Origin of the sequence: Halorubrum ezzemoulense, from assembly GCF_004126515.1 — an archaeon.
GTDB lineage: Archaea > Halobacteriota > Halobacteria > Halobacteriales > Haloferacaceae > Halorubrum > Halorubrum ezzemoulense.
In genome coordinates this window covers 1-13,249 of record NZ_CP034941.1, presented here as the reverse complement: position 1 = coordinate 13,249, position 13,249 = coordinate 1, and the positions used below count along the sequence as shown (strand labels likewise).

The window sequence follows — 13,249 nt, the reverse complement described above, 5'->3', positions numbered from 1 at the left end:
AATCGACGACACCACGATCCGAACAGCGACCAGCATGGAAGCCGACCGACGAACGAACTAGAAACAAGACCGGACCAGCGGCAACAGCGACCCTGGGGGGCACCTGTTACGACGCGAGACCCAATGATGAGCAGCGGCGACAGGCGGCGACAACAGCACCTACGGGTTACCGTCCCGATGCGAGACTGGGGAGTGGGGTGGTATGTTGACGACATCGAGTGTTACGAGGATGGTTCGAGAGTGGAGGTGGGGGAGACGACGGCGGCGGGACACCACGACTGTGGGAGCGACGACGCAACAGCATCACCACCAACATCAACGGACTGGTGGCAAAGAGAGTTGATCTCAGTTCTTGCTACCATAGATATCGTTGATTGTATATTCATCGTCTATGAGAAGTGTATTTTTAGCTACCGGTGGGAGTGGAGTGTGATTTAACAGGAAATTAAGACTACAGACAGATTCGACCGATACAACCACTCAAAGACGCAAATACAGTGGACGAGATTTGTGACACGAATATAAAAGTCACACTCGCTCGTCTAGCGGAATAGCACGATCCGAGAGAACTCCCCCGGCGCTAGGACGCCGGAGGAATCGTGCTGCCAACCCAATGACAGCAATCCAAAACACCAGGGTCAGGAGTCATAACTCTGTCTCTCAGAACACTACGCTCAAAACTGACCTAGTGACAGACACCCTCGTACAACTCGCACACCAGCGTGACAAAGCGCACAGCAGCGCCCACATCCAAACCATAGGTAATCAACCTCCCAAGCCGACCAGAGAGTCCCAGCCGTGGCGACAGGACACCCCGCATGAACCCCTCACTAATTACAGCTTGTCGAAGAGACGCCAGCCACATCGACGGACGATCCCATCTACGGAGGCGAGCTAAATGACAGACACGCCCGACGAGACGGCCTCACTCGCGGTTCCAATGGAACCAGATGTCGCGTTCGATGCGATTGGAAATAGTCGCCGACGCCGCGTCGTATTGTCTCTGTCACGCGCTTCCAAAGCAGTCCCCACTAACGAACTTGCGGTCGAAATCGCGGCCATCGAAAACGGGATAGATCCCAGCAAGGTCGGCAGCGACGAACGTACGTCGGTCTATATCGCGCTGACCCAACAGCATCTCGAGACCCTCGATGAAGTCGGTGCAGTCGACTACGATGACCGATCCAAGACCGTAACCGCGACAGACGCAACTGAACCACTCGCCGAATACATCCGCCGGCTCCAGACAGCCTGCTACAAACCAGACCGCGAGGAAAGCGCATGACTGAGACACAAGCCCGTGCCCTCGCGACACTTCGAGACATCGACGCCCGCTTCCATCGCCTGTTCGAGGCGGTCGATACCGCCGACGGAACAGCAGCCACACCGTCCGCAGACCCTCTCGTCACACTCCGGCGAGCACGGTCGCAGATCGATGCTGCGCTGTTCGAACACCAGCGTCGAACAGATGACGGTACACTCCCTGACGGTGGGTCATGTGTCCTCCAGTGGGACCCACCTCATACTCCACCACGACGACTTACCCTCGGCCCAGACAGCGACGGTGACAGTTGGACCCGCCGTGAACTCGAGTGGACAGGTGAACGCTGGCGTATCTGTGGTCGCGACAGTGTCACCGACGTCGCGATCAGCGCACCAGCGGAACCACGATATCCGGATCCCATCGACCCGCCGACGATCGAGACACAGCTTAACTGGATTCGCGGTACGTGGACTCATCCGGATCCAGATGTCCTCGTCTTCGATGCGACGGCGACAACTGAACAAGGTGTGCTTGGGGCCGTCGACGACGAATTGCGGTACCGAGAGGCCGGCAGCCCTCAGTGGGTCACCGTCACCGACGAAGCGGAACTCTACCACCACATCCAGCAACAGGGCCAACCGAGCATCAAGGCGCTCTCAGAGACCACATTGACACGCCACCACTTCACCCCCAGCCCACTCACCCGATGAGCGCAAACGAATCCTACCTCCCAGACGGGTACGCAAATCATCTGTGCTCGCTTACGGAGACACTCACATCACTCCGTGAAACGATCGAAGGCGACCATACGCTCACAACTGACCAGCGGATGTTCGCCCGCCGCCTCCTGTATCTAACCAACCAGCCCATCAAAGAGGCCGAACGGATTCTTCCTGACCCAGATTGTGACGATGACTCGACCGACGACAATACACTCGATTCTGCCAACGATTACGCGACTACACTCACTCGCGTGGAAGAACAGTTATGCTGGCTGATCCGCTCACTACAGGCTGCGTTGGCAGACGCCAACTACGACGAGGCACCCGCTGAGAAGTTCACAACAGCGCTTGAGTACGCTACAGCGCTACGCGACATCATCCCCGCGGTGCCGACAGAAAGCCCAGTCCTGGCCGCTCAAGCGGATATCGCTATTGCCGAAATCGACCCACACGTTGGGGGTCGTGGTGACAGTGATGGGCGGTGGCTCGAGTATCAACTCGATCGGGCACTCAACCGCTGGGGATACGGGGCGGCAAGACGACAGCACATCTTCAGTCTCGAGGTGGATGTTGTCGCTCGCCGACGAACGAAACAGCAGGAACCCAGCGATTGGATCGTCGCTCAGTGTAAAGACTGGACGACAGACCCAATCACGCCGCGTATCCTCTTTCGGCTCTGTACGGTAGCGTTTGCCTGTCGTGCGATGCCAGTACTCTGTCACACAACCGAGCTCACTCCGCGAGCCGAAAAACTAGCACGCGAACTCGAAGTACGGGTACTCACACTCAAGGATTTAGAGCGTGCAGAACTCCCTGCCCCGCATGTAGCGAAGCCGACTACGGCACTTAATGAGTGGGGGCCGCAGTATCGGGCTCGAGAGGATCGCGGTTCGTTCCCACTAATGTTTCGTGGGGAGCCAGGGAAACGCTTCAGCTACGTCCCAGGCTTCACCCCGGTGGGTAAAGACGCTGACTACGAGCCGATCGAAAGCGACCAAGATGACGATGGTACCCATCCTGCTGCTGGTCATTGACCCTAGTGAGATATTGTGTTAAGTAGCTAAACAGCCGGATTTGGGCCTCTGTTCTCAGAGTTTTTTTTGCGAGGATCTCAATTGTTGGTTTCACCGGCATTCACACCAGATCAGGAACTCTAGCTGATTCCGACTTCTACTGACGTACAGAGAGTAGTGACACACTACGCTTCTCATTTCGTGTGGAACAACGGCTCTGTAAAAACTGTAATATCATCTTCTGATAGGTTGTAATAAAAAGTCCAGTTCCCGTTGAAGAACTCACGGCTGATGAACTGCTCCCGGTTACGCCAGAATCAAACCTGTACAAGGCCCTTAGCTTCCTTGTTACATACTACGAGTACGGATTCACACCAGATAAAATTGTAGCCCGAACAGACCTCAACAAGACAACTGCGTCAAACGCGATGGCTCGACTCTTTGGAACCGGCCTCATCAACCGAGCAGATGATGTGTATTGAACCACGTCGAGTCGATGAGTCAAAACTTCAGCTTGAGTCGCTTGATTCGGCTGTCCGCCTGTTTGAGGTGACACCCAACGACGATAGCTACGCCGAAGAGAGCTGGGAACAAGAAGTTCCGAGTATCGATCCAGATGAGTGAATACTCAGCTTTGAACGTTGAGTATCTAACACTTAATCGACCGAAAATGGCGGCTGAGACGGTGTGAGCATGGAAAAGGGAGTTCAGCCGCAGACGCTCCACTTTCCACTAGAGGTTCAAACGCCCTGAACGCTGCCTTCATTATCCTCTGTGAATCACTCTCCAGTTCGGCCGATACCGTAAACTCCTCGTAGAACGTCTTTTCCTCCGATTTCGGGCCCAATAGTGTCAACACGACAACGTTCAAAGCTGAGTGGATAAGCAGGAACGAATATTTCGGTCTAACGCCACCGATGAGCGCTTCGACATCTTCCACGGCCGTGAGTACATCTCCTTCCGCACAGATAGCCACCTCGCGCCAAATTCAACAGTAGTTGAACAGCATCTCAAGGGAAAAGAAGCCGTCATCCTCGCGTACAACAAAGCCAATAATGAGGTCGCACTCATCCCGCTATCAGCAGATTACGATCGGGGTGATGTCTACTCGCTCAAACGCAGCGATGGGAGTACGGTTATCGCCGCAACAGGATTCTTCAAAGAACACGATCTCTCCGTGGACCAAACTATTCGGTATTCACCGGAATGGAACGGCGACATCGGCGGCGATAACGTCCCTGGTGGGTTGGTTATCGACTTCGATGAAGACGGAGGGATCTACGCGGCTGCCTCACCATCAACATCTACTGACGAGACCTAGCACGGCTACACACCTAAGTAGGCTCCCACACAAACACGATAGATCGCCGGACTGTCTCTGTCCGTAGACAGTCGACGTGCGCTCCGAGACCAGCTATTCTTTTTGCGTCGTTCGTCCCGTCTCTAGATCGACCCGACATCAGCCATCGTAACACAGCCCAGTACTCTAACCCCCCTCTGCGGATACTTAGTCTAGGAAACGAACCAGCGACACATCAGCGTTGAATTGGAGACGAACTGGCAATACATCACCGTAGAACTGGAGACGAACTACCGGCACATCAGCGTTGAATTGGAAACAAACTGGCGACACAACAGCGTGGAACTAGAGACGAATTAGCATCAAATCCCCGTCCTAACAGCTCCAAGCCAAGACTTTCAGAAAGCAAAATGCGGATCGCTGTTCGGCGAGAAATCCACTTCCAGCAACCACAGCTTTTGCCCGTTATTGCTACCACTACCAAGCATTCTATCACATCTCATATGCTTCTAGCAGAAATTCTGGACTATAATCACAAGACAGCACCGGGATTGCGGGAGTCCTTCATGAAGTGCGTAATGACAAGACGGCAGCGGGATTACCGGGTATCCTTCATGAAGCGATTCTGAATCCGGCAAGTGTTGGTCGACACACCGTAATGACAAGACGGGAGCGGGATTAGCGGGGTGCTTCATGAAGTGCGTAATGACAAGACGGGAGTGGGATTGGTGGGGGTGTTTCATGAACCAAATGTGAATCTTGTGAGTAGCAGCCGATCCCGCATAATGACAAGACGGGGGCGGGATCGCGGGGATGCTTCATGAAGTACGTAATGACAAGACGGGAGCGGGATTGGTGGGGTGCTTCATGAAGTAATTTTCGACCCAACAACCCCCGGCTAACATCTTATAATGACAAGACGGTAGCGGAATTCGGGGTATCCATAATTAAATATATATCTATATTGTTAGGTCATCTAATGACAGGAAGGTGGCGGGATTGCGGGGGGTGGTTCATGAAACCGCTACCAGCCAAATCAGTCTCATACGTTCAGCCATACGACAAGAGAGTTTTATAGACTCTATTAACGAACTTGGGGTTGTCTAATACGTTCAGCCGAATTCACACAATTAGGGTTCAGGGGAGATGAAGTTCAGTGGATAGTCGCGTAGCGAACGGTTCGGGACGGAGCCGAGAAACGGAGGCGGGAAAGTGGGGGAGGCGGGAGGCGGACAAAGCGAATACTATCAGAGATATGATAGTGGATGGAACCCTCGGAGAGCGGCGCAGAGGACCACGGAAGAGCCACGACCAGTGTCGGCGACGAAGCGAGACAGCAACGACTGCGAGGTAGCAGGAGAGCTTGACTCGGAGGACCGACATCGAACGAGGGACGAACCGGCCACGAAGGTCGATGACGGACCACCAGCTGATCGATAGCACTCCAGAGGCGAGCCACGACACCACCAGCAGAACTGACCCGGCAGCAACAACCTGACGAGCGATGGGAAGTGAGAATCGACCAGCGACGACCCTCGGCGATTAGACGAACGACTAGCGAAGTCGGCCCGACGACCAGGAAGCAACACAGCGACCTCGACCACCATCAAGAACGGACCACCGAGCGCGCGACAACATGGAGGGACCGCCGAGACGACACGACACCCGATGACGAACAGCGGCGGCGTGGCGACGACAGAAGGTGGGGGCCAGATCACGATGCGAGAGTGCGGGGTGGGAGGCGCGGTCGACGACATCGAGAATCGCGGTCGCGATGTGAGCGGTGTGGGGTGGGTGGGCGGGGAGACGCGACCGTGACCGTACCAGATGTGACGCGACGGTGGGGGTGGGAAGGCGACAACAGCGAGACAGCGATACTACGGGAGCGGCGAAGCGACGGGGACGGCGAAGGAAATGACGACATCGCGGACCTCAAAGACGAGTTCGAAGAAGTCGAAGAGCTCGTCGGTGTGATCAACGACATCGCCGAGCAGACGAACATGCTCGCGTTGAACGCCAACGTCGAGGCGGCGCGGAGCAACAGCGACGGCTTCGCGGTCGTCGCCGACAAGGTGAAGAATCTCGCGAATCGCTCCCAGGAGCAAGCTGACGAGATCGAAGGCATTGTCGCGAGGATCAAGGAGAAGGCTTCCAAAACCACCGCCGAAGTGGACGCAGCCAACGACGAGATACAGTCTGCGAGAGACGACATCCAAGCCGTCCTCGAGAACCAGAAGCAAATTCTCACCGCAGTTGAGCAGACCGAGAGTGGGATCAGCGAGATTGCCGCTGCGACAGACGAACAGGCGAGCGTGGCCGAAGAGATATCGAGTGCCGTCGACGACGTCTCCGAGCGGGCCACCGTCGTGAGCGAGGAGATCGCAGAGATCGCGGCCGAAAACGAAAGCCAGACAGAGATGGTCTCCCGACTGGCTCGGCAGGTTGAACAGATTGACCGTGAACTGGCGAGTGTGATGAATCGGTCAGTTTGAGCGGTCCGCGCCCCACAGACAGAACAACACACCCACCCCACGTTTCCGCTGTAGATCTCCAGAATATCGATACTTCAGGCCGTCCCCTGTAGTCGTCTTTTTTGACATCTCCCTCTGTCTTCAGGCGGAAGAACCCCGACCACGGTTGGGATCTATGACATCGCGCGCAATGGCTACTCACGACCTGCGGTCACGCTGCTGTCCCAGAACAATACTTTCGCCCCGCTCACCTGAGCTATAAATCACAGAGTCTCTAATTTTGAGGGGAGGGAGCACCACTGGCCCGGTTTCAACAGCCGGATTAGCTCTAAAACAGTGTCACACGCTCCCTCTCCCCCTCGAAGTAGCCCGCGAACTCGTGAGAATGACACCTGATGACCCAGAGACAATCCGTGGCGACTGCTCGTTCTGCGGCGAGACAGTCACGGGTCGGCACGCAATCATCCACTATGAGACCACTGGCGGCGATCCGGGCATGTGGGCCGAATGTCCAAGCTGTGGCGAGATCGTTGACCCCACCCATGCTCAGTAAACAGTTCATCCAGCAGATCGTCAGGCTCGAGCCGTCATCGACAACGCACCACGAGTGCCGTCACTGTGGGTACAGTGTGGAGCAGGATGTCGATGAATGTCCACGGTGTGGCTCTCACGAAATTGCGGCCTACGATCTTGAGTAATTGCTGAAGTGGTCACGGTTGGTAGAGAAGGTTCAACTCCTTATGTAGCACCCGAACGCTAACATGGCACCGGTTGTTACATAAGGTATGGAGCAGCCGTCACCACCTACCTCGCTCCCGAAGTATCTCGCAGAGGGGCTCCCCAAACAGGACACAGAAACACTCCATGAGGTACAGAACTATATTGAGGCGCTCATCGAATATCGCGACCAGTCGGTCGACACTGACGAGCTTCCGGAGGCTGCCGAGCCCGTCGACGAGCCCGATGGCGCAGGACGCGGGACCGTCGTCAAAGAGAAAGTCACCTGTGGCGACGACAGCTGTAAATGTGCCAGCGGGAATCCCGCGGATATGCACGGCCCGTATCTCTATCGCTACTATCGTGAGAACGGCACAATGAAATCGGAGTACATCGGCAAGCCAGAAAGTGAGTAGTGGTGTGAGAAGTTTGCAATAACCACCCGTTCGTGCCAACCTGCGGTCCTAGACTTCCTCGCGAAGGGTGTCATCAACGACATCAGCGAACGCAACGTTCTCACGCACCTGTTGTATCTCGACGGTGACTCGGTCCCCGACACTCGTTTCGGGAACGATCACAACGTAGCCGCGCTCGACTTTCGCGATCCCGTCACCTTGGTCACCGAGGTTCTCGATTTCAACGTCTCGCTGTTCACCTTCCTCGACAGGCGGGCCGTCGTATTCGTGTTGCTGAGTAGCGTGGTCAGCTGACTGAGTGTCCTCAGTCGTGTCGGCGGCTTCGGTATCCGGCGTCGACGTCGATATGAGCGCAACACGGTATGTTTCACCCTCAGAGAGTGTCCCGGTGGCTATCTCACGGTCTGGCACAGGTATCTGGTAGGTGCCATCGTCTTGCTCAACAGTCGCAGTATACAGTGTCTGGAGCGTCTCAGATATGTCCATAAATCGCGTATTGTGTTGACTCGTGCCAGCTGACTTGGTTCTAGCGTTTCTAGTGCTCTCAACTGATTACCGCCGGTCTGATCAAGGTTCCCGAGAGACCACTTCAGGACTCATCGCAGCATCAAACACGGCCGCAAAGTCTTCGAGAAGCTCCTGTGGCGATCGCTCATCACTACGAGACGGGAGTGGGGCTTCCCAGCATTCGATCTCGAGCGTGCGGGCATTCGACACTGACTCCGGTTCGGTTGTCACATTGAAAATTCCGGTATGATAGATTGCCAGCAGTCGCTGCTCATGAACGGTGACGTAATCGATTCCGGCTCGGTCTAGGACTGTCGAAACATTAGTAGGCTCAGATAACGAGACAGAGATGCTTGGAGACGCCGAGTCGCTCATACGATAACTTCGTCCATAACACCGATAAAACCAGCCTCAAAGAAGAACCGGACACAGCATCAAGTCAATTCCCGTGGCCGGTCTGTCGTCTCTCAACGGGTACAGATGTGGGTACCGGCTACCCACCAGTTGAACGGGTATGGAAGGATGTCCCGGAATCAAAGCTCGTGAGTTCGGTAATACGTTCTTCCAGTTCTTCGATTTCAGCTTGGAGCTCGGTTGTGTCTTCGTCGGCTCCAGCTAACTGGTCTTTGAGCCCTTGGAGACGGCTTTCTTTCATCTCGTCGTCGACGTCTGCCTTCCGTACATACTCGCTTTCGTCGATCTCGTACACGTCGGACTCAGAGAGTGACGTCACTTCCAGCGCATCGTCAAGTTTGCTCGTGTCGACACTCAGCACGCGCTCGGGGTCGATCCCTTCCGCCTCCAGTAGCTCAAGGACTTCTTCGTCATCTTTGAGTGTTCGATTCCGACGGACAGCTCGTTGGACGGACCCGTATTGCCCACTGACCGGCTGGTCGTGATGGAGACGGTCAAGCAAGACGCCACGGACGTCTTGTCGAAGATCGTTGGCATTGCGCTGGACATCCGACAGCAATGTATAGAGGTTCACCAGCGTCGGCACGTCCAGCTCCGTTAGTGACGTCACATCGTGCTGCTCAAGCGCGTCGATCAACAGGAGTGCGTCTGCGTACACCGAGATATCAGGCTCTTCTCGTGGGCCATCGTCCTGTTCAACCGTGTGTGCGTCGAGGAGCGGCGACGGGGTTGGCGTCTCGCTTTCAGAGAGGGTGCCGTCCCGATCGTCGATTATGAATCGCGGATGGAGACTCATCACGGTGGCATACGGTTCAGCTCCAGGTGGGAGGCGATCGAGATCGAACGGCCTAGTCGCATCGTCAACGCGCTTGAACAGCGTCTCGAACTGCTCCCGCTGGAGCGGGATGGCCTCACTGTCGGTCTGATACCCGATCAGCACTCGGTGTTGCTGGACGTCGGTAATGTGAAACGGTTTCTGAGAGAGCGGAGTGAGGAGTGTTGCGTCTGCTGGAAGCTCCTCCACGTTGTCGAGGAGGTTGTCCCACGTCACTCGAAACGACATACTGGCGATTCAGTACTGCGAGACAAAAGCATACGCGCGTACGTGATTGAGCTCACCGTGATTAACCAACAGATAGCAGCAGAAGCGCCAGTTTGTTGGTTAATAGCTCGCGCTCTTATGTAGAACTACGGAAAGCCCCCATAACGAGGCAGTCGATGGTGATTTCGACGGATGCGCCTGTGAGATTCAGCGATCTAATGATCCCGAATGTATGAGCGGCCTGTTACAAGCCTTGCTTGGACAGGCCGCGGAACTTCCGCAGCCACGGTTGAACAAGCGAAAACAGGCATTCTGCCTGATTGATGTGGACTCCGTCAGGCGATACGTACCTCTCTTTATGGACGACCGTTCGGTGATCCCGATCCATCTCGCGGTACGCTTGGAGTCCATCTGTCCAGACCTCTCCCAGCCGCTGGGAGAGGTCTTCAGCTTCCTGAATCACTGGCTCAAGATCGCCTTCGTAGTCGATCCCACGCTGTCCGCGAATCACACGAAGCGAGTCGCGGCACGCCGCGACGAGCGTCAGTTGGTCACCGTAACGCCCTCGCCAGCGTGATCGGCCAGTGCGCGACGAGCCGCCGCGAGAACGGCTGTTTCGCGGCGGCTCTTGACCTTTGTAGCCAGAACAGACTTTGCCAGATTCGTCGACCTGTGTCGGTCCATCGATGGTCTGGTTAAACAGTTCCCAGGTGAGGGGGAAGCCGCGCTGAACCGCGGCTTCCGCCTCCCGAATCGCCGTGTGAACGGTTTTGTAAGCGCGACCGAGCAGCGGCGCAATTTGGTTGATACTCAGCAGCGTATCTGCGTAGAGGGTGAAAGCGAGAAGCACCTCTCCTGCGGTGAGGTGCTTCTCGTGAAATGGCGTTCCATGGGTGTATACTGGCTTAAATTCGCAATTACGACACCGAACTCGGTCGTGTTTCTCCCACGTCATAATGCTCTGGTGACCGCAGCGAGGACAGGATGTATTCTCCCAGAACTGCTTGAGCCGCCGCTCGATGCGGGCATCGAGCGGCTCGGTGTTGATCTCGATAACTCCGAGCTCGATCAACTGCCGAAACATCCCACCAAACGCTGGTTGAGCAGAAGGCATATTGCCAGATTAGAACTGTCTGAGTGTAATTATACGGGCTTTCCGCGTTTCTACATAAGAGCGACACAAGTAGTCGATGTCCTACGAACCTCCGACCCCACCGGCGAACCTCCCGACAGAAATCGTCAACATGCTCAACGAGTCGGAGCCGGAGCAGCTTCGAGACGTTGCGACATACGCTGAAGCACTCGCCGAGCACAAGGAACGAGAGGCCCGTCTCGAGGAGTCGGCAGATCAAGAAGAGGTTGAAGAGCGACCAGACGATCTTCCGGATGACGTCCCGGCCAGAGCGACGATCACGATCAAGGAGATCAACGACAATCGCTACTACTACTGGCAGTGGCGAGAGGGGGACCAGATCAAATCCAAGTATAAGTCTCCAGTCAATCCTGACGAGTAGAACGGGTTTCTGGCCCGATATTGAGGTCTACACACCCCGTGTGCGAAATGAAATTCTCAGAGGTATCTGGTTAGCACCCCCCGTGTGCGAAATGATTTTACTCTCGATCGAGGCAGACCCCGTGTGAGAGATGAAACAGTTGACGAGTCAAGCGGGGACACCCCGTGTGCGAAATGAAATTGTGAGTACGGTTGTCAGACACACTTAGTATAGATAACATTTCTTCCGGCGGAGCCACACCCCGTGTGCGAAATGAATCAAATAGCAGCGACTGTGTTGCTCTAGGTTACTTTCCCTCAAAGAAGTCATCTATCTGGGCGTTGACAACTGACTTGATAAGATCACCTTCATCATCTGCTTCCTCGATCCGGATATCTGCTCGAAGGGTTTCAGCAACCACACCAGGATCGTCAACGAACGTGTACTCTTTGTGAACGCCACTCCCGTAGCCGCGTCCCCGCTTTTCTGATGTGACAAAGTTGTATGTCTCCGCCTCACTCATATAGCGGAGATAAGAGTCGCGCGATTTTGTATCGGCATCAAGTAAGTCAGTAAGATACTGATACACACGGTACGCGACTGTGCTGGGAACAGCGTTCAGGTTGCGTTGTGAGTAGACGGGGACGATCGCAGTAGCGTAAAGCGAGAGCTTCTTTTGGGTCGACAGACCCTGCATTTGGGTCAATGTCCGATCCCGTTCCGCTTCTTTCTGGGCATCGCGAACGTGTCCTTCATCAACCGTATCTTCGTTCCCTCGGTCCGCAATCTCGCCTGCTTTCCGGAATAGATCGATCGCTTTCCGGGCGTCGCCATGATCCTGTGCCGCAAACGCTGAGCTAAGTGGAATAATACCATCTTCAAGTACATCGTCCCGATACGCATCGCGACGTCGTCGTAGAATAGATTGTAGTTGGTCCGCATCATAGTCTGAGAAGACAACGTCTTGCGGATTGAACGAGCTCTCAGCCCGACCGTCGAGGTTCTCCATGAATCGGGGATCGTTCGTGAGCGCAGCAACGGACACGTGTCCCTCGATTTCACCGAGTTGTGAGGCCCGAGAGAGTTGATAAAGCAGCTTTGAGTAAGCTGGTTCCTCGTTCGGGTCCCGCTGTCGTCCCACCAGGAGGTCAATCTCATCCAGGATGATAATGACCGAGTCGAAATTGTTGCTCAGGATCTCATAGAATCGGCTGAGTTTCTGGTCTGTCGAGACGCCACTCTGCGGGACACCGACTTCGACGTTGGCTTCATTAGCGGCGTTTTCTACAAGACGGTAGACGGCCCTATCGTGCGATTTGATTGTCTGGCAGTTGATCTTAATAACGCCAAAACGGTCATCTTGGGCGTTCGCGAGTTCAAGAACCTGCTGACAGACCGCGTTGATGATGAGTGACTTCCCCGTCCCCGATGGCCCGTAGAGAAGCATATTGGGCGGGCGGTTCCCCTGTAATGCCGGTCGGAGATAGGTGATGATATCGTCCAGCTGGTCATCACGACCGACGATCCGGTCCTCGTCGATGACGGCATCCGGGTCAAGAAGACCCTTATCTCGAAAAACCGAGTTCTGAACGCCCTCTTGGAGGCGACCTTTGATAGATTGTGAGAGGGACTGTTGGTCGTCGCCGTCAGCCATATTTGCGCAGTTAGGTCGAAACTATAAATAAATATGGGTACCGTGTGCGAGATTAAATTTGCTGAATTCTACCGATACAGACGGTTTCACGATGGGTAGATGGAGTAATACCGTAACCACGGGCGAAATCAATTAATCGTAGTGACCCCCCGTGTGCGATATGAAATGTCGATCAGGTCATCGAACAACTATCGATGTCGAAGCGAGACAGAAGAGCTCGGAGGAGGTACCCCGTG

13 protein-coding genes and 1 pseudogene are annotated in these 13,249 nt (G+C 55.1%); 9 read left to right on the top strand and 5 right to left on the bottom strand.

All coding sequences use genetic code 11. The annotated features are described in order from the left end of the window. Positions 1-126 precede the first annotated feature (126 nt). From EO776_RS15685 to EO776_RS15650, 8 genes are all read left to right on the top strand, one after another. Positions 127-438 carry a hypothetical protein gene (locus tag EO776_RS15685; RefSeq protein WP_129452553.1) on the top strand — a complete coding sequence of 104 codons (312 nt, stop codon included), beginning with the start codon at positions 127-129 and terminating at the stop codon, positions 436-438. Between the two features lie 460 nt (positions 439-898). Further along, entirely contained in the window at positions 899-1,285 is a 387-nt protein-coding gene (locus EO776_RS15680; protein WP_202593960.1) for a DUF7344 domain-containing protein, read from the top strand. After that, on the top strand, positions 1,282-1,974 hold the full coding sequence (locus tag EO776_RS15675; RefSeq protein WP_094579931.1) for a hypothetical protein: 693 nt from the start codon (positions 1,282-1,284) through the stop codon (positions 1,972-1,974). The genes EO776_RS15680 and EO776_RS15675 overlap by 4 nt, the downstream gene beginning before the upstream one ends. Beyond that, on the top strand, positions 1,971-3,020 hold the full coding sequence (locus tag EO776_RS19110; protein WP_179235229.1) for a hypothetical protein: 1,050 nt from the start codon (positions 1,971-1,973) through the stop codon (positions 3,018-3,020). The genes EO776_RS15675 and EO776_RS19110 overlap by 4 nt, the downstream gene beginning before the upstream one ends. An 856-nt stretch (positions 3,021-3,876) precedes the next feature. After that, positions 3,877-4,320 (top strand): hypothetical protein, encoded by a 444-nt coding sequence (locus EO776_RS15660; protein ID WP_129452552.1) that lies wholly within the window; start codon positions 3,877-3,879, stop codon positions 4,318-4,320. A 1,490-nt stretch (positions 4,321-5,810) separates the two neighbouring features. Next, on the top strand, positions 5,811-6,791 hold the full coding sequence (locus EO776_RS19670; protein ID WP_276425006.1) for a methyl-accepting chemotaxis protein: 981 nt from the start codon (positions 5,811-5,813) through the stop codon (positions 6,789-6,791). A gap of 364 nt (positions 6,792-7,155) precedes the next feature. Further along, positions 7,156-7,323 (top strand): DUF7837 family putative zinc-binding protein, encoded by a 168-nt coding sequence (locus EO776_RS19920; RefSeq protein ID WP_455768283.1) that lies wholly within the window; start codon positions 7,156-7,158, stop codon positions 7,321-7,323. Between the two features lie 232 nt (positions 7,324-7,555). Beyond that, the gene (locus EO776_RS15650; protein ID WP_129452551.1) at positions 7,556-7,903 is read left to right on the top strand and encodes a DUF6788 family protein; all 348 of its coding nucleotides are present in this window, start codon (positions 7,556-7,558) and stop codon (positions 7,901-7,903) included. A gap of 48 nt (positions 7,904-7,951) precedes the next feature. Here EO776_RS15650 and EO776_RS15645 read toward each other — a convergent pair whose 3' ends face one another. The 4 genes and pseudogenes from EO776_RS15645 to EO776_RS15630 all read right to left on the bottom strand — a co-directional run bounded on the left by EO776_RS15645 (position 7,952) and on the right by EO776_RS15630 (position 10,980). Then, positions 7,952-8,389, bottom strand: a complete 438-nt coding sequence (locus EO776_RS15645) for a TRAM domain-containing protein (protein ID WP_129452550.1) — start codon at positions 8,387-8,389, stop codon at positions 7,952-7,954. A gap of 81 nt (positions 8,390-8,470) precedes the next feature. Further along, entirely contained in the window at positions 8,471-8,785 is a 315-nt protein-coding gene (locus EO776_RS15640; RefSeq protein WP_129452549.1) for a hypothetical protein, read from the bottom strand. A gap of 118 nt (positions 8,786-8,903) precedes the next feature. Continuing rightward, a complete protein-coding gene (locus tag EO776_RS15635; protein WP_094520960.1) occupies positions 8,904-9,887 on the bottom strand; it encodes a hypothetical protein in 984 nt (327 codons plus the stop codon). A 115-nt stretch (positions 9,888-10,002) separates the two neighbouring features. Then, positions 10,003-10,980: pseudogene (locus EO776_RS15630) on the bottom strand (IS1595 family transposase). A gap of 76 nt (positions 10,981-11,056) precedes the next feature. On the opposite strand from EO776_RS15630, the gene EO776_RS15625 reads away from it, so the two are divergent. Beyond that, positions 11,057-11,380 (top strand): hypothetical protein, encoded by a 324-nt coding sequence (locus EO776_RS15625; protein ID WP_094520959.1) that lies wholly within the window; start codon positions 11,057-11,059, stop codon positions 11,378-11,380. Between the two features lie 286 nt (positions 11,381-11,666). On the opposite strand, the gene EO776_RS15620 is transcribed toward EO776_RS15625, so the two are convergent. Further along, entirely contained in the window at positions 11,667-13,013 is a 1,347-nt protein-coding gene (locus tag EO776_RS15620; protein WP_050022874.1) for an orc1/cdc6 family replication initiation protein, read from the bottom strand. Positions 13,014-13,249: the final 236 nt, after the last annotated feature.